This is a genomic window from Candidatus Thiopontia autotrophica, assembly GCA_014384675.1.
Lineage (GTDB): Bacteria > Pseudomonadota > Gammaproteobacteria.
On the sequence record JACNFK010000017.1, the window covers coordinates 1 to 16534 of the forward strand.

The window sequence follows — 16534 nt, forward strand, 5'->3', positions numbered from 1 at the left end:
ATGATCTATACCCATGTGCTGAATCAGGGTGGAAAGGGGGTTCAGAGCCCACTTGATAATCTATGATCCTCCGTATTGCGATCCTCTCTGTTCCTCTCAGAAGAGCATTTGACTATCTTCCTCCGGCAGGTGGTTCAGTGGGTGGGTATCGTCCAGGTATTCGTGTCAAGGTTCCGTTCGGGAAACAACAGCGTATCGGTATTCTGCTGGAGACTACTGCGAAGTCCGATATTCCGGAAGAGAGGCTAAAGCCTGTCACAGAGATTATTGACTCCGCTCCCCTGCTGCCGGAGTCACTCCACTCTCTGCTGTTGAGGTCGGCCAGTTACTATCACCATGCAATTGGGGAGGTCTATGAGACGGCACTGCCTGTTCCGTTGCGACAGGGGAGGTATGCCAAACAGCCTGAACAGGTTATCTACCGTATTACTGAGAGGGGAATTCAGACAGATCTGGACTCACTAAGCCGTGCCCCTCGTCAACGTCAACTGCTGGAGCGGTTGCAACAGGAGAGAGAGCTCTCTGGTTCCAGCACCTTTATGCGAGAGTTGATCAAGAAGGGGTTGGTAGTCAGAGAGAGCAGGGCAGGTTATAACCAACCACCAAAAGTTGAGTCCGATGCCCCGCATCAGCTCAATGGTGAGCAGCAGCAGGCGGTTGATGTGGTTCACAAACAGATGGACGGCGCAGGCAACGACCCGATCCGGCCGGTTCTGCTGGAGGGGGTGACCGGTAGCGGCAAGACTGAGGTCTATCTACAGATCATCCAGAGGGTGATTGATGACGGCAGACAGGCTCTGGTTCTGGTGCCGGAGATCTCTCTTACCCCACAGACTGTACAGAGATTCAGACAGCGTTTTGATCTGCCGATTGCACTGCTCCACTCCGGGCGCAACAGCAGTGAGCGCCTGGGTGACTGGCTGGCGGCAAGGGCGGGGGAGGCAAAAATCGTTATCGGTACCCGCTCTGCGGTCTTTGTTCCACTACAATCTCCGGGGATCATTATTGTGGATGAGGAGCATGACGGCTCCTTCAAGCAGCACGAGGGCTTTCGCTACTCTGCCAGGGATCTTGCTATTTTGCGCGGAAAGCAGGAGGGTATACCTGTACTGCTGGGCAGTGCCACTCCATCATTCGAGAGCCTGCATAACGCCGAGTCCGGAAAATACCGGAAGCTGCTTCTCTCTAGCCGTGCCGGTGGCGCCAAGCCCCCGGAAATATCCCTGATTGATGTGCGCTCGAGAAAGATGGAACACCTGCTATCCGCTCCACTCATTGAAAAGATGAGAGAGCATCTTGAACAGGATGGACAGATCCTTATTTTTCTCAACCGCAGGGGATATGCCCCAACTCTCTTCTGCAGAGGGTGTGGCTGGAGCTCGGCCTGTCCACGCTGTGAAATTCACTACACATTTCATCAGAAAAAAAATCGGCTGGTATGCCACCATTGCGGCGGGGAACGGCCTCGACCACCCCACTGCCCTGAATGTGGCAGCCATGAATTAACCGATATTGGCGCAGGTACAGAGAGGATTGAGGAGGCGCTACAGAAAATATTCCCGGAACACTCTGTTGCCAGAATTGATCGTGACACCACCCGTAGGCGAGGATCGATGGATGAGAAGCTGCAACAGATCCATGCCGGGGATCACCAGATTCTATTGGGTACACAGATGCTGGCCAAGGGACACCACTTTCCAAAGGTAACTCTGGTTGCCATTCTGGATGCCGATAGCGGTCTGTTTGGCTCAGATTTTCGTGCAACCGAGCAGATGGGGCAGTTGATTACCCAGGTTGCAGGCCGTGCGGGGCGAGAATCAATGAGAGGTGAGGTTGCAATTCAGACCCACAACCCGGACCACCCACTGCTTCTTACCCTGTTACAGAGAGGGTATCCGGATTTTGCAAAACAGGCCCTGGCTGAACGCAAACTGGCTGCACTTCCCCCATACAGCCATCTCACTCTGATTCGTGCAGAATCATCAAAGCCGCAGGCTGCCATCCACTTTCTGCAACAGGTCAGGGAGATGGCTGTCGGTCATGCCATTTCTCAGGTCGAGATCCTCGGGCCTGTTCCATCCCCAATGGAGAAACGGGCCGGGCGCTATCGAGCACAGTTGCTGTTGCAATCATCGTATCGTAAACCACTGCATCAACTGCTGGCCCCACTGATCCCGGCAATTGAATCAACCAAAGAGGGGCGAAAAGTTCGCTGGTCTGTGGATGTGGACCCGATCGATATGTTTTAAGATGTGACAATGGAGACATGGCAGATCACTACCCATCTTCTTGGTGGGCTGGCAATTTTTCTCTTCGGGCTGGAGCAGCTGACAACAGCACTCAAGGTTGTGGCCGGAGAGCGGATGAAACTGCTGCTCTCTCAGCTCACCACAAACCGTTTTACCGGTGTTCTATCCGGCACCATCGTCACCTCAATCGTGCAATCATCATCTGTCACCACCGTATTGACAGTTGGTTTCATTACCGCCGGATTGATGAATCTGACCCAATCTATGGGGGTGATTATGGGAGCCAATATAGGCACCACCATCACCGCACAGATTATCGCCTTCAACATTACCAAACAGGCGCTGGTGATGATCTGGTTTGGATTCGCCCTCTTCTTCTTTGCCCAACATGAACGCATAAAGAACTATGGCACCCTGATATTTGGCCTCGGCATGATCTTCTTCGGGATGGGAATCATGTCCGATGCTATGGCCCCACTGAGAGATAACCCGTGGTTTCTTGAGCTTATCACCAGCGCAGAAAACCCCCTGATTGCCATTTTTGTGGCGGCCGGGTTTACCGCCCTTATTCAGTCCTCCTCGGCAACCACCGGAATCATTATCATCCTCGCGACCCAGGGGCTGATCACCTTGCCTATCGGTATCGCCCTCTCCTTCGGGGCAAATATCGGCACCTGTATAACGGCGGGAATTGCCGCTATCGGCAAGCCGCGCGAGGCGGTACGGGCAGCCCTGTTTCATATTCTCTTCAATATTATTGGGGTGATGATCTGGTTTCTGTTTGTGGATGATCTGGCGTCGTGGGTAGAGCAGTTTTCGCCTATCCATACGGAACTCTCCGGACTGGAACGGCAAAGCGCAGAGGTTCCCAGGCAGATTGCCAACGCCCACACTCTATTCAATGTGGTGAATATGTTGATCTTCATCGGCTTTGTCGGGCCGATTGTCAAACTGCTGGTGGTGCTAGTTCCTGACAAGAGACAACCCACTACCGATTACCTGGAGCATGATCTGCTCACCACACCTTCGCTTGCCCTGGCTGCAGCCGAGAGTGAGATCGAGGTCATGGGAGATCACGTTATCTCCATGCTTCGACGCAGCATGCCAGAGGCGTTGAGCGGAGACAGCTACTCGCTCCACACCCTGGCAGCGGAACAGCAACGGGTCAAAATATCACTGCTGGAGATTACAGATTATCTGCGCCGCCTCAGTAAACAGGAGCTGACTGAGCATGAGACCACAGAGATGATGCAGTGTCTGGTGGTTACCAATGAACTTGAGACCATTGGGGAGATTATCGAGAGGGGCATCACCCAGGGCGGTCTGCTGCGTCATGACGAGTTGATCAGGGTGAGTGAGGCAACCCAACAACTTCTAACCTCATTCCATCATGATATCCTCAATGCTGTACATCGATCGATACAGGCATTCCATGATCATGATCCGGATTCCGCCCTTCAGGTGATCGAGATGAAGAGCTATATCAAGGAGTTTCAGGAGCACACCGTGCACCATATGATGCGCCGGCTACAGGCAAGTGAGCCCAATCGGGTTGCGGCCTATACCCTGGAGAATAACCTTATTGACCATCTTAAACAGATCCATACAGCGGCCAGGCGAATAGCACGTCATATTCCGCACCATGGACAACAGGATGATTCCTAAAGCTCCCCTATCAGATACTCCTCAAGATCCTCGCCACCCTGTTCCAGCATTGCAAAGCTACGAATAGAGATACCCGTATCATGGATACTATCCCGGTCACCACTAACCAGGGGGTGCCATCCGGGCAGTGATTTACCTTCATGTAGCAGGCGGTAGCTACAGGTTGATGGGAGCCAGTGAAACTCTGCCGTCTTCTCCACAGTCAGGTGGACACAATTTGGTACGTTGATATTACGGTTTGGGTAGTCGCTACAACTACACCGCTCAAGATCGAGTAGATTGCAGGCAATGCTGGTATAGAAGACCTCGCCACTCTCCTCATCCTCCAGCTTCTGCAGACAACAACGGGCACAGCCATCGCAGAGAGACTCCCACTCATCCGAGGTCAACTCGGCCAGGGGGTAGTGCTCCCAGAAACGTTCTCGCACTATTTTTCTGGCCAGGATCTAAGCAACACGATGGCACTTATCGCTGCCAGTACCGTTCCTGTTGTCAGGTAGCCGAAATTCAATAACAGGGCACTGGTAATCAACATGCTGCCACCGGCAATTGCGCTGTAGAGTGCGTGACGGTTGGTACGGAGCTCACTACGAATTTTCTCCAGCTCGGAGGATTTCCACTCCAAAGCCAGCTTGCCATCCTGGGCCTGTTTCAACACCTCATAGATCATTCCGGGGATTTCCGGTATCTGCTCCACCAACTCGGGTCCATGTTGTTGAACCTTCTGCTTGAACCCCTCAAACCCCTTGCGCTGCCGAATCCAGTTCTCCAGAAATGGCATGGCTGTTGCCCACAGATCAAGGTCCGGATATAACTGCTTACCAAGACCCTCAATATATAGAAGGGTCTTCTGCAACAGCACCAGTTGAGGCTGTACCTCCATCCCGAATCGTCTTCCGGTACGGAACAGTTTCAGCAACAGCAGTGCAAATGAGATCTCACTGAATGGGCGCTCAAATATCGGTTCACAGACACTACGGAACGCTGACTCCAATTCGCCAATCTGTGCCGTTGCCGGCACCCATCCTGAATCGAGGTGGAGCTGTGCAACCTTTTTATAATCACGATTGAAGAAGGCGAGAAAATTCTCGGCAAGATAGCGCTGATCATCCTCAGTCAGGCTACCCATGATTCCGAAATCAACTGCGACATATCCAGGCTGTGCCGGATCAGAGACATCAACCATAATATTTCCAGGGTGCATGTCCGCATGGAAAAAGTTATCCCGAAATACCTGGGTAAAGAAGATCTCTACTCCCAACTCCGAGAGTCGCTTGAGGTCTACCCCATGTTGGCGCAGAGCCTCCAGATCGCCGACCGGAATCCCATGAACCCGCTCCATCACCAGAATATTCTCTCGGGTCAGCTGCCAATCCGGCTCTGGAACGGTCAGTACCGACTCTCCATCTGCAAAGTTGCGTCGCACTTGCGAGAGATTGGCTGCCTCACGCATCATGTCGAGCTCGTCCAGAATGATCTGCTCATAGTCTGCAACAATATGTTTGAGGTGAAGACGTCGTCCTTCAGACCAGTAGCGTTCTGCCAGAGAAGCCATCTGTTTTGCCAGCCCCAGATCCTGCCTGATTCTAGCCTCAATATCAGGCCGCACCACCTTAACTACCACATCTCTGCCATCATGGGTGCGTGCAGCATGGACCTGCGCTATGGAAGCAGAGGCCAGTGGTGTCTCATCAAAACTCTCAAAGAAGTTCTCTAGCGGGCCGCCCAGCGCCGTTGCAACAATATCCTTTGCCTCTGATCCTGGGAATGGAGGAACTGCATCCTGCAGTTTGGTCAACTCATCTGCAATATCATCCGGCAACAGGTCTCGTCGGGTTGAGAACATCTGTCCAAGTTTCACAAAGACTGGACCAAGATCCTCAAGTGCTCGACGAATCCTCTCACCCTTGACCGCGTCAACTGCGGGGCTACGATCCCTTCTTAACCAGTAAAATGGGGAGAGGTAGAGCAGAAAACGGAATGGACGAAAGAGATGAATAGCCAGAATAATCTCATCCAGCCTATGACGTGCCAAAACACGCTGAATCACCAGTAGCCGCACTAGATGGCGAGCCCCAACCATATGCTATTTCTTGACCCCGCGATGCAGGGCCACAATACCGCCAGTCATATTAAAATATTCGGTACGATCAAACCCTGCCTCGTCCATCATGCCTCGCAATGAGTCTTGATCAGGGTGCATACGAATTGACTCTGCCAGATATTTGTAACTACTCTCATCATTGGCAACAACCTTGCCTATAAATGGCAGGATCTTGAATGAATAAAAATCATAGACTGATTTCAATTTCTCGTCTGTTGGCTTGGAAAACTCCAATACCAGCAATCTACCGCCCGGCTTCAGAGCCCGGTATATCGAGCGTAGTGCCTTGCTCTTGTCGGTAACATTGCGCAGACCAAAAGAGATGGTGATACAGTCAAAACTGTTCTCGGGGAATGGGATCTCTTCAGCATTGATCTGTACATACTCCACATTACCAAGAACGCCCTCATTGATAAGACGGTCACGCCCCTTTACCAGCATGCTTGCGTTAATATCAGAGAGCACAACTCTTCCCTTGGGGCCGACAATTTTTGAAAACTGCAGGGAGAGATCACCAGTACCTCCGGCCAGATCCAGAATCTCCTGCCCCTCTCGAGCACCACTCATCTCGATAGTGAATTTTTTCCAGAGACGATGAACCCCCATCGACATCAGGTCATTCATCAGGTCATATTTATCAACAACTGAATCAAAGACTCCACGAACACGCTTGGCCTTTTCACCAACAGCGACATCCTCGTAACCAAAATGGGTAGTCTTTTCGTTCATGATATTCTCCCAATCAGGTGGCCATGCGCTCTGCTGTTGTCTTGCGCTCAATTCCCTCTGCCTCAAGCCTGTCAAGGTAGTCCTGCCAATACTCATCCATCTTCTCTCCCAGCTGATATAGCCAGTCCCATGAGTAGATACCTGTATCATGGCCATCATCAAATTTGAGCGAAACTGCATAGTGGCCAACAGGATCAATCTTGTCGATGGCAACGTCAACCTTGCCTACCTGCAAAATCTCCTCGCCTGGTGCATGTCCGCGCACCTCTGCAGAAGGGGAGTAGACCCGCAGATACTCTGCTGTGTAGTCCCATGATTTCCCATCATCATAACTTAAGGTCAATACTCGAGACTCCCTGTCATAACGAATCTCTGTAGGTATCTGATGTGTCTGTTCACTCATAATCTCTTGTTATCTCCATTGACCAGATAAGCTCTGATCTTTATAAAACTCCTCTAATCCTGACCACTACGCCATTACATATCCACTACAGTATATAACGACTCAGGTCCTCATCTGCAGCAAGCTCTGACAAATGGTGGTCCACATAATCTGCATCAACCACAACCGTCTCTTCTGAATGGTCAGTCGCCTCAAAGGAGATCTCCTCCAGCAGACGCTCCATAACTGTATGGAGCCGCCTTGCTCCAATATTTTCTGTACGCTCATTTACCTGCCATGAGAACTCTGCAATTCTATGAATCCCAGCATCCTCAAACCTGAGGTCAACACCATCTGTCTCCATCAATGCTGTGTACTGTTCGGTCAGAGACGCATCTGTCGCAGAGAGAATAAGCTTGAAGTCCTCCACGCTCAAGGCAGAGAGCTCAACCCTGATCGGCAGACGTCCCTGCAACTCTGGAATCAGATCAGATGGTTTTGAGAGGTGGAATGCTCCCGAGGCGATGAATAGAATATGGTCGGTCTTGATCATCCCATACTTTGTGCTGACAGTACTTCCTTCCACTAACGGCAACAGGTCACGCTGCACCCCCTCTCGTGAAACCTCTCCACCACTCTGCTCCTCACTACGCCTGGCCACCTTATCAATCTCATCAAGAAAGACAATGCCATTCTGCTCCACACTATTGATAGCCTGTGACTTAATCTCCTCCTCATCGACCATCTTGTGTGACTCTTCCTCCACCAATATCTTCAGAGCCTCTGCAACGCGCATCTTCTTGGCTTTTGGTGGTTTATTGCCCATATTCTGGAACATGCCCTGTAGTTGTGAAGTCATATCCTCCATCCCTGGAGGACCCATGATCTCTACCCCTACTGCAGGAGCAGATACCTCAATCTCAATCTCCTTGTCATCGAGGTCACCCTCTCTTAACTTTTTGCGAAACTTCTGGCGTGTTGGAGACTCCTCCTCTTCCTGTTCAGATGCTGCCCCCCTGCTCTTTACTGGTGGCAGCAGCGCATCCAATACTCTCTCCTCAGCCGCATCCTCAGCCCTGGAACGAACAGACTCAACCGCACTCTCTCGCACGTTTTTAATGGAGATATCTGCAAGATCGCGTATAATCGACTCAACATCGCGCCCAACATAACCAACTTCGGTGAATTTTGTTGCCTCAATCTTTATAAATGGAGCGTTGGCAAGGCGTGCCAGGCGGCGCGCTATCTCAGTTTTTCCCACCCCTGTAGGACCAATCATAAGAATGTTTTTTGGGGTAATCTCGTAACGCAACTCCTCACTAACCTGCATTCTGCGCCAGCGATTGCGCAAGGCAATAGCTACTGCACGCTTGGCTGCATCCTGTCCAATAATATGTTTATCCAATTCGGAAACGATCTCTCTTGGAGTCAACTCATTCATCTCTATTAATCCTTATCACCTAACTCTTCCGTGACCAAGCTTCGGTTGGTAAATACACAGATATCTGCCGCAATACCCATACTCTTTTCAACAATTTCCTGCGCCCCCATCTCACTGTTTTCCAACAATGCGCGTGCAGCAGAGAGCGCATAGTGGCCGCCAGATCCAATGGCAACTGCACCATGCTCAGGCTCAATAACATCACCATTTCCGGTTATCACCAGGGTTTCATTCTCGTCTGCAACCAGCAGCAGTGCTTCCAGTTTGCGTAACATGCGGTCGGTTCTCCAATCCTTGGCTAGCTCAACAGCAGAACGAATCATATGCCCGGAATACTTCTCCAATTTTCCTTCAAAACGCTCAATCAAGGTAAAGGCATCCGCAGTGCCGCCGGCAAATCCTGCAATAACCTTGTCATGATAGAGACGACGAATCTTGCGAGCATTGCCCTTCATCACCGTATTGCCCATAGACACCTGTCCATCACCACCAAGCACAACATGATTGTCACGCCGCACGCAGAGAATAGTTGTTCCGTGGTATTGATCCATGATCTTTTCCAGAATTTTCAAAAAAGGAGTTGGATTCTACCGCAAACTGCTGTCATCGGCATTTTTGAGATTACATATCTTTACGCTTGGCAGGGGAAAACCTGCCATCACTGCTTTTCTGTTTGGCTCTTGGGTGAGCCTGATCATAAACCGCTGCCAGGTGCTGAAAATCAAGATGGGTGTAAATTTGTGTAGTACTGATGTTCTCATGTCCAAGCATCTCCTGGACAGCTCGCAGATTTCCGCTGGATTCAAGCAGGTGGCTGGCAAATGAGTGGCGCAACATATGTGGATGTACCCGGCGATCCATACCCCTCTTTCTGGCAAGCTTCTCCAGGCGTTGCTGAATTGTCCGCACAGCTATACGTTTACCACGTTGAGTGACGAAAAGTGCCTGCTCATCTTTATCAACCATCTGTTGACGAATCCGCATCCACTGCTGAATAGCCTGCTGTGCAACCCCTCCAACTGGCAGTACACGCTCTTTGCTCCCCTTGCCTAAAACCCGAATAGTTGCATCATCAAGACTGATATCCCTGCAGTCCACACCGGCGAGCTCAGAGAGACGAAGCCCGGACGAGTAGATCAACTCAAACATTGCATGGTCACGAATTGACAGTGGATCATCTTCACTAAAGGCCAATAGACTATCCATCTGATCAACATCAAGTGTTGTCGGAAGAGGGTGATCACCCTTGGGTGCCGAGACCCCGGCTGCCGGATTGTAATCAATCCCCTGTTCACGCAGCAGGTAGCGGTAAAAAGTTCGAACTGCTGAAAGATTTCTCTGGATGGTTCGACTGGCAGCTCCACTACGGTGGCGCTGTGCCACAAAATCCCTCAGGTGATGCGATGTTAACTCAAGGAATCTGTCGCCACGCTTCTCAATATGGCTACGAAAATGGGATAGGTCCCTGCTATATGCCTTCAGGCTGTTTGGTGAAAGTCTGCGCTCATTCTGAAGATGATTCAGAAAGCGCTCGATCCAGCTCTCCAGATCGTTATTGCTGCTCACCGTCACAGTGACGTAGTGCCGTACTAACCAGCGATGCAAGCTGTACCAGGAAATGAGTCCCCATCTTTTCGTGATAATACTGCTGGTCAGCACTCCCCAATGCTATCAACCCCTGCCCCCCAAACTCTCCGAGAGGCAGCAAGGCAACTGATGCGCCATGCTCCAAATCATCTCCAAAGATACTTTCACGCTGCTCTTCATCCAACTGACCGCAAAATGGGACACTGTCTTGAAGCAGTGACTCAAACAGTTTATGTGTCTGCTCATTTTCTGCATGTGGAAGCAGAATCACCACCTGCTCAATCCCAAAATGGTCCCGTAGACTCTCATACAGCGAGGCCACAATTCCATCACGACTCTCGCAATTCAACAGCTCAAGAGTAAGACGATGCATGTTTTCACTAAGAGCATCATTTTCGCGCGCAACATGAATCAGGGTGTTGATCTCATTATTGAGACGGCCATTTTCCTTTCTCAACTGCCCAACCTGGCGCTCAATCAGAGATACTGCAGCCCCACTTTGATGAGGCACATTAATCTTATTCAATAGCTCTGGATAGTCTATAAAAAAGTCGTTATGTTGCTCTAGATAGGCAGCAACATCGTCACCGCTAACAGCATGAATCTCTTCATGACTAACTGATTCATGTTGACTCATAACTCAATTACACCCTCAAATACTGTTTCTGCCGGCCCCGTCATCATAACTGGAGCATCACCACCCATCCATCTTACAGAGAGTTCTCCGCCTCTCAAACCAACCTTAACCTCACTGCTCAGCTTGCCCTGTACTATACCAGTTACAACTGCTGCACATGCACCGGTACCACAAGCCATGGTCTCTCCGGTGCCCCTCTCATACACTCTCAGATGAATCTCTGAAGGGCTAACTACCCGCATGAAACCAACATTTACCCGCTGCGGGAAACGTTCATGTGACTCCAGTAGCGGCCCCAACCTATTAACTGTCGCATCCTCCAGCTCATCAACGGCAAGTACCACATGTGGATTCCCCATGGATAGTACGCCCACCTTGAGAACATCACCATCTACCTCAATGTCATATGTGTCCGCCTGCTCATCAGCTACAAACGGGATATCTGATGGTGTAAGAATTGGAGGGCCCATATTAACTGTTACCCATCCATTATCCTGAAGCTTGAGTGTAATGATGCCACTGGCCGTCTCGACAACAATCTCGTCTTTATTGGTTAGCCCCTGGTCACGAACAAAACGGGCAAAACAGCGAGCACCATTCCCACACTGCTCTACCTCTCCACCATCAGCATTCCAGATACGATACCGAAAATCAGCCCCCTCACTCTGTGCCGGCTCAACCAACAACAACTGATCACATCCGACCCCAAAATTACGATCTGCAAGAAAACGAACCTGCTCTGACGTTGGCTCAAAAGGCTCGCTGACCGCATTGATTACAACAAAATCATTGCCCAAACCGTGCATTTTTGTAAAACGCAGTCTCATCTCAGCCCCTCCTCAGAAACTATCTGGAATATGCTCACCAGCATATAGCGACTCAATGGTTTCTCGGTCTCTCACTACGACGGCTCTCTCACCAGAGACCATCACCTCTGCAGCACGTGGACGAGAATTATAGGTTGAACTCATGACAAAACCATAAGCCCCGGATGACATTACTGCAAGCAGATCACCTGACTCCACATTCAGTTCACGATCCTTCCCCAGAAAGTCTCCAGTCTCACAGATCGGGCCCACAACATCATAGATACTCTTTTTACCAGAGGTGCGCTCCTCAACCGGTACGATATTCTGCCATGCACTATAGAGGGCTGGCCGAATCAGATCATTCATTGCTCCGTCCACAATACAGAAATTCTTCTCCTCACCCTCTTTTATAAATTCCACTTTGGTCAGCATCACCCCGCTATTTCCGACCATGGCCCGACCAGGCTCCATTATGATCTCAAGATCCCTGCCATCCAGTTTTTCTGTCACTGCTCTTACATAGGATTCAGGAGATGGTGGATTATCATGATTGTAGTCAATCCCCAGTCCACCACCCACATCGATATGGTGCAAGTTAATACCATCCTCACCAAGCTGATCTACCAGCAGCAACACTCGATCAAGCGCATCCTCAAATGGAGAGAGCTCTGTTAGCTGTGATCCAATATGGCAATCAATACCCATAATTTTAAGATTAGACAGGGTTGCAGCAAGCCTATAGACCTCACGTGCATGATCGATAGTTATACCAAATTTATTGGACCGGAGCCCTGTTGAGATATATGGGTGAGTACCAGCATCCACATCAGGATTGACCCGCAATGATATTGGGGCACACATACCCATGTCACCAGCAACTCGATTTACCCGCTCCAGCTCTGCCTCAGACTCTATATTAAAGCAGAGAATACCTGCTTCCAGCGCCCGTTTAATCTCATCATCACGCTTTCCAACACCAGAAAACACCACTTTTCCGGCATCCCCACCAGCCTTTAATACACGCTCCAACTCTCCAACCGAGACAATATCGAAACCTGCACCCATGCTTGCCAGCAATGCCAATACCGCAAGGTTGGAGTTTGCCTTTACCGCAAAACAGACCAGATGCTCTTCACCATTAAATCCATTCTCAAATGCCTGCCACTGAGCACGAATTGCATTCTCGGAGTAGACAAATAGTGGGGTACCATAATCTTCCGCAAGAGTTTTCATAGAGAGTGATTCTGCATAGAGAATACCCTCACGTTGTTCAAAAAATGAGTTCATGTTTTTTGCTATTGAGCGCGATGCTGTTCCAGAATCAGGGTTCCAAGGCGGTAACGAATCTTATTGATCTCCTTAAGTGTCTCGTCTGCCGCCTCAATCTTCTTGCTCTCTCGCAGAGAGCTCTCTTCCTGCTCCAGACTGCTCAGTCTGGTACGTAACTCCGCCATCTCCTGATGACGCTGACGAAGGCGTGTAGCCTCGTCACGTAACTGTTGTGCCTTTACTGATGATGCCTTTGTAGCCTGTTGCTCCAACTTCTCTGCACGAATATCATCCGGCAGATAAAGATCACCTGCCTGCCCGCAACCAGAAAGTATGGTCACCACCCAAATCGACAACAACGCCATAGATAACTTTTTCATATTCATGGCGATAAGTATAAACTTCATAACCCATGGAAACCATCTCTCATATCACTATTGAACCCCCCTCAAAAGCATCCTCAACCGTTATATGGCTTCATGGGCTTGGGGCAGATGGTCATGATTTTGAGAGTGTGCTTCCAATGCTGGAGCTGCCCATAGATCACGCCATTCGTTTTATCTTTCCCCATGCTCCAGAGCGCCCAATCACCGTAAATGATGGAATGGTTATGCGTGGCTGGTATGACATCACCAGTTTTGATTTTGGTAAACGGGGAGATATTGAAGGGATAGAATCTTCCGTTGAATCAATTAGCCAGTTGATTGACAAGGAGGTGGAGTCAGGAATATTGCCCGGAAATATTTTGCTCGCTGGTTTCTCTCAGGGAGGCGTCATCGCGCTACATAGTGCTCTGCGCCATCCACAACAACTTGCCGGAGTGATGGCCCTCTCAACATACCTTCCATACCCTGAAAAAATCCCGTCAGCCAACAATAAACATCCCGCTACCATTTTTTTTGCACATGGGGTAAACGACCCTGTAGTCCCGTATTCTGCTGGAGAGTCTGCAAAATCGTGGCTAGAGGAAAAAGGATACATAGCCAAGTGGCATCAATACGTGATGGAGCATGCTGTTTGTGCTGAGGAGATTAACGAAATCAGCAACTTTATTCAGGGCCGCCTGTAGGGTGTTGCCTACAAAGAAAAAGGGTCATCTCATGACGAGACAACCCTTTTATCTGTCCACTGTAAGCTGGTATGTATACAGTATCTTTATGGTGCCGCCACGAGGATTCGAACTCCGGACCTACGCATTACAAGTGCGTTGCTCTACCAGCTGAGCTATAGCGGCAAGAGCGCGCATTTTACTGGGAGATCGCAGAGTTGGCAACCAAAAATAGCCCATCCAAAACAAGATTTGGATCATCTTTAAACCTAAAGCGTGAGCTCTCATGTATCTGCCAGGCATCCCCTCCGGTAACCATTAATGCCACATTTTTGTTCCGAGACAAGATATCAGCTATGGCACTGTCCACACTATCTACAGAACCATCTCTATCCATTCGCAACCCCTCTTCTGTACTTCTTCCCAGAGGAAAAGTCTCAGAATACAGTTGATTAGACGGTAAATGTCGGGCTTTTGCTGCTAATTCCCGCGAACTTGCTCCAATGCCAGGAGTAATAATGCCTCCTTGATGGTTACCTTCTCCATCAACAAGGTCAATTGTTACTGCAGTTCCACAGTCCACAAGACAGAATGCTCCGTGAATTTTGTCCCAGGCCGCAATCATTCCCAGCCAGCGATCTATCCCTAGCTGTTCTGGCTTGTAGTAACCATTACTAACATCACCAAACTTCCCTGTGGCACCAATTGATTGCACATCAACCCCCCATAATGTCTCTACAATTTTTTTAATTTGTTGCTCTCGTTGTTCTCCAGCACTATTTGCTAGCCATACCATGGATGGCGCAATATGTTTACCCAAGATCACCGGGAGGAGAGAATCTATGTTTTCATTATCCAGCAGATCAAATCGAGAAATACCACTTACTAATGCCCACCCCAGCTTTACCCTGCTGTTCCCTGCATCAATCAATAACCAGTGTCTCTCTTCCCTCATCTCTTATTCTGCTGAATACGTAGTGAGACATCGCCACTAAAATAGCGGCTAACTGCACCACCACTCTCCACCAGCAACGCTCCAAGTTGGTCAATTCCTCGCGCCACGCCTGCAACTCTTTTTCCTTCCAACTCCAACAACACATGGTGATCACGAACCATATCTAGCTGATCCCATTCGGGTGTCAACGACTCCAGCCCCTCACTCTCAAAACGGTTCAATACCTCAACAACCTCATTCAACAGAGCTGCAGCCAGCTCATTACGAGATGGAACACTATCTAGCTGCTCGGAAAGAGATGTCCATGGCTGCTTAATCCTGCCACCAGCGGCCTGAGAAACATTAACATTCAGTCCAATGCCAATGACTGCACTGGTTGGCCCTTCCGACTCTCCTTCCAGGTCAATCAATATGCCGCCAAGCTTCTGATTCTGAAAATATAGATCGTTGGGCCATTTAAGCTGAACCCCGGAGAGCCAGCTCCTGTTCAGGACAGTAGCCATAGCAATTCCAACAACGATTCCCAGCCCACTTAACACCATTGGCCCTCCAGAAAATTTCCAGAGTAGCGACAGGTAGAGGCTTCCACCAAATGGGGATACCCACTCCTTTCCCCTTCTGCCTCTACCGGCAACTTGATGTTCGGCAAGCAAGACCGCGCCACTGCTGGCACCGTCATGGAGGTTACGCATTAGCTCACTATTGGTTGAGTCACAACTCCATACCATATCAATATGCGGCAGGCATTGTGTCGCCTCAACAGACAACCGGGATCTGATCTCCTGCTCATCAAGAAAAGTGACTGGGGCAGAGAGCCTGTACCCATGACGATTTTCAGAGTAGATCTCCACACCGATAGATTGCAGAGCCTGGATCTGTTTCCAGATTGCTGCACGGCTAACCCCAAGACTATCTCCTAGTGTTGTGCCGCTATGAAGCTCTCCATCCGAGAGCGTTTCAAGAAGCTGCTCCTGAATTGGAGTCATTCTGCACTCAGTGGTTTGATGCCATCTCCTTGGCAACTAGGTACTCAATCACTTTGAACATCTCACGATATCCACCTGCAATCCCTGGGTCAGTCACGTATTTACCATTCACAACCACCGCAGGAACCCCCTTGATTCCAGATTTTCTGGTCATGCGAACAGCCTGCTTTACACGTGACTGCACACTGAATGAACCCCATGCTTTACGAAAATCAGCCGGTGCAACTCCATGCTCTTCAAAGAAGACCTCCATCGCCAGATCATCCCCCAACAGATTTTTTCTATTGTCATTATGAATGGCATCAAACATTGCATGATGCGTCTTATCCAGCACTCCCAGCACTCCTGCAGTATAGAATGCCTGTGCTGCAGGCGCCCAATTCTCTCTAAATATAGTTGGCTGCACTTTAAGGCTTATATTTTTTGGATTTGTATCAAGCCATCTCTGTAAAAAAGGCTCCAGATTGTTGCAGTGAGGGCATCCATACCAGAAATACTCTCGCACCTCGATTGTTCCCGGTTCGGCAACAGTTCGCATAGGCTTGCTAATTCGGGTGTACTCAACACCTTCCATATAATCTTCCGCTGTTGCGGTTACGGTTACAAACCCCATAACCACCATTGCTGTCCATGCAATCCATCTATTTTTCATTGCTTCACCCTCGGTTGTTAA

The 16534-nt window shown here is 49.7% G+C and carries 17 protein-coding genes and 1 tRNA gene; 3 read left to right on the forward strand and 15 right to left on the reverse strand.

From position 1 onward, the window contains the following. Positions 1-62 precede the first annotated feature (62 nt). Together H8D24_01900 and H8D24_01905 are read left to right on the forward strand one after the other, a co-directional pair. Positions 63-2249 (forward strand): primosomal protein N', encoded by a 2187-nt coding sequence (locus H8D24_01900; protein ID MBC8519151.1) that lies wholly within the window; start codon positions 63-65, stop codon positions 2247-2249. A gap of 9 nt (positions 2250-2258) precedes the next feature. Next, a complete protein-coding gene (locus tag H8D24_01905) occupies positions 2259-3914 on the forward strand; it encodes a Na/Pi cotransporter family protein (protein MBC8519152.1) in 1656 nt (551 codons plus the stop codon). On the opposite strand, the gene H8D24_01910 is transcribed toward H8D24_01905, so the two are convergent. The 11 genes from H8D24_01910 to H8D24_01960 all read right to left on the reverse strand — a co-directional run bounded on the left by H8D24_01910 (position 3911) and on the right by H8D24_01960 (position 13279). Then, on the reverse strand, positions 3911-4342 hold the full coding sequence (locus H8D24_01910) for a YcgN family cysteine cluster protein (protein ID MBC8519153.1): 432 nt from the start codon (positions 4340-4342) through the stop codon (positions 3911-3913). The two genes, H8D24_01905 and H8D24_01910, sit on opposite strands and share 4 nt — an antisense overlap. Further along, entirely contained in the window at positions 4342-5997 is a 1656-nt protein-coding gene (gene ubiB, locus H8D24_01915) for a ubiquinone biosynthesis regulatory protein kinase UbiB (protein ID MBC8519154.1), read from the reverse strand. Before ubiB ends, H8D24_01910 begins: the two co-directional genes overlap by 1 nt. Before the next feature lie 3 nt (positions 5998-6000). Further along, entirely contained in the window at positions 6001-6747 is a 747-nt protein-coding gene (ubiE, locus tag H8D24_01920) for a bifunctional demethylmenaquinone methyltransferase/2-methoxy-6-polyprenyl-1,4-benzoquinol methylase UbiE (protein MBC8519155.1), read from the reverse strand. Between the two features lie 13 nt (positions 6748-6760). Further along, positions 6761-7150, reverse strand: coding sequence for a DUF971 domain-containing protein (locus H8D24_01925; protein ID MBC8519156.1), 390 nt, complete (start codon positions 7148-7150; stop codon positions 6761-6763). 85 nt (positions 7151-7235) lie between these two features. Continuing rightward, positions 7236-8570: an ATP-dependent protease ATPase subunit HslU gene (hslU, locus tag H8D24_01930; protein ID MBC8519157.1), complete on the reverse strand. Its 1335-nt coding sequence runs from the start codon at positions 8568-8570 to the stop codon at positions 7236-7238. A 5-nt stretch (positions 8571-8575) separates the two neighbouring features. Beyond that, positions 8576-9121, reverse strand: a complete 546-nt coding sequence (hslV, locus tag H8D24_01935) for an ATP-dependent protease subunit HslV (protein MBC8519158.1) — start codon at positions 9119-9121, stop codon at positions 8576-8578. A 70-nt stretch (positions 9122-9191) separates the two neighbouring features. Beyond that, positions 9192-10106, reverse strand: coding sequence for a tyrosine recombinase XerC (gene xerC / locus H8D24_01940; GenBank protein ID MBC8519159.1), 915 nt, complete (start codon positions 10104-10106; stop codon positions 9192-9194). 16 nt (positions 10107-10122) lie between these two features. Beyond that, positions 10123-10794, reverse strand: a complete 672-nt coding sequence (locus H8D24_01945) for a DUF484 family protein (GenBank protein ID MBC8519160.1) — start codon at positions 10792-10794, stop codon at positions 10123-10125. Next, positions 10791-11621 carry a diaminopimelate epimerase gene (gene dapF, locus H8D24_01950; GenBank protein ID MBC8519161.1) on the reverse strand — a complete coding sequence of 277 codons (831 nt, stop codon included), beginning with the start codon at positions 11619-11621 and terminating at the stop codon, positions 10791-10793. The genes H8D24_01945 and dapF overlap by 4 nt, the downstream gene beginning before the upstream one ends. Positions 11622-11633: 12 nt before the next feature. Beyond that, the gene (gene lysA / locus H8D24_01955) at positions 11634-12890 is read right to left on the reverse strand and encodes a diaminopimelate decarboxylase (protein ID MBC8519162.1); all 1257 of its coding nucleotides are present in this window, start codon (positions 12888-12890) and stop codon (positions 11634-11636) included. A gap of 8 nt (positions 12891-12898) precedes the next feature. Then, positions 12899-13279, reverse strand: a complete 381-nt coding sequence (locus tag H8D24_01960; GenBank protein ID MBC8519163.1) for a hypothetical protein — start codon at positions 13277-13279, stop codon at positions 12899-12901. Positions 13280-13284: 5 nt separating this feature from the next. On the opposite strand from H8D24_01960, the gene H8D24_01965 reads away from it, so the two are divergent. After that, complete coding sequence (locus H8D24_01965; protein MBC8519164.1) at positions 13285-13941, forward strand: alpha/beta fold hydrolase; 657 nt, start codon at positions 13285-13287, stop codon at positions 13939-13941. An 89-nt stretch (positions 13942-14030) separates the two neighbouring features. Here the strand turns inward: H8D24_01965 and H8D24_01970 are convergent. The 4 genes from H8D24_01970 to H8D24_01985 all read right to left on the reverse strand — a co-directional run bounded on the left by H8D24_01970 (position 14031) and on the right by H8D24_01985 (position 16513). Then, a tRNA-Thr gene (locus tag H8D24_01970) sits at positions 14031-14106 on the reverse strand. Between the two features lie 13 nt (positions 14107-14119). After that, positions 14120-14875, reverse strand: coding sequence for a type III pantothenate kinase (locus H8D24_01975; protein MBC8519165.1), 756 nt, complete (start codon positions 14873-14875; stop codon positions 14120-14122). After that, complete coding sequence (gene birA, locus H8D24_01980; GenBank protein ID MBC8519166.1) at positions 14872-15861, reverse strand: bifunctional biotin--[acetyl-CoA-carboxylase] ligase/biotin operon repressor BirA; 990 nt, start codon at positions 15859-15861, stop codon at positions 14872-14874. Before birA ends, H8D24_01975 begins: the two co-directional genes overlap by 4 nt. A 7-nt stretch (positions 15862-15868) precedes the next feature. Further along, on the reverse strand, positions 15869-16513 hold the full coding sequence (locus H8D24_01985) for a thiol:disulfide interchange protein DsbA/DsbL (GenBank protein ID MBC8519167.1): 645 nt from the start codon (positions 16511-16513) through the stop codon (positions 15869-15871). Positions 16514-16534: the final 21 nt, after the last annotated feature.

Coding starts and splice junctions, on each gene's coding strand:
- H8D24_01925 (MBC8519156.1), bottom strand. CDS start 7,150: ATGAGTGAACAGACACATCAGATACCTACAGAGATTCGTTATGACAGG.
- dapF (MBC8519161.1), bottom strand. CDS start 11,621: ATGAGACTGCGTTTTACAAAAATGCACGGTTTGGGCAATGATTTTGTT.
- H8D24_01945 (MBC8519160.1), bottom strand. CDS start 10,794: ATGAGTCAACATGAATCAGTTAGTCATGAAGAGATTCATGCTGTTAGC.
- ubiE (MBC8519155.1), bottom strand. CDS start 6,747: ATGAACGAAAAGACTACCCATTTTGGTTACGAGGATGTCGCTGTTGGT.
- hslV (MBC8519158.1), bottom strand. CDS start 9,121: ATGGATCAATACCACGGAACAACTATTCTCTGCGTGCGGCGTGACAAT.
- ubiB (MBC8519154.1), bottom strand. CDS start 5,997: ATGGTTGGGGCTCGCCATCTAGTGCGGCTACTGGTGATTCAGCGTGTT.
- H8D24_01985 (MBC8519167.1), bottom strand. CDS start 16,513: ATGAAAAATAGATGGATTGCATGGACAGCAATGGTGGTTATGGGGTTT.
- H8D24_01905 (MBC8519152.1), top strand. CDS start 2,259: ATGGAGACATGGCAGATCACTACCCATCTTCTTGGTGGGCTGGCAATT.
- birA (MBC8519166.1), bottom strand. CDS start 15,861: ATGACTCCAATTCAGGAGCAGCTTCTTGAAACGCTCTCGGATGGAGAG.
- H8D24_01960 (MBC8519163.1), bottom strand. CDS start 13,279: ATGAAGTTTATACTTATCGCCATGAATATGAAAAAGTTATCTATGGCG.
- H8D24_01965 (MBC8519164.1), top strand. CDS start 13,285: ATGGAAACCATCTCTCATATCACTATTGAACCCCCCTCAAAAGCATCC.
- hslU (MBC8519157.1), bottom strand. CDS start 8,570: ATGAATGAGTTGACTCCAAGAGAGATCGTTTCCGAATTGGATAAACAT.
- H8D24_01975 (MBC8519165.1), bottom strand. CDS start 14,875: ATGAGGGAAGAGAGACACTGGTTATTGATTGATGCAGGGAACAGCAGG.
- lysA (MBC8519162.1), bottom strand. CDS start 12,890: ATGAACTCATTTTTTGAACAACGTGAGGGTATTCTCTATGCAGAATCA.
- H8D24_01900 (MBC8519151.1), top strand. CDS start 63: ATGATCCTCCGTATTGCGATCCTCTCTGTTCCTCTCAGAAGAGCATTT.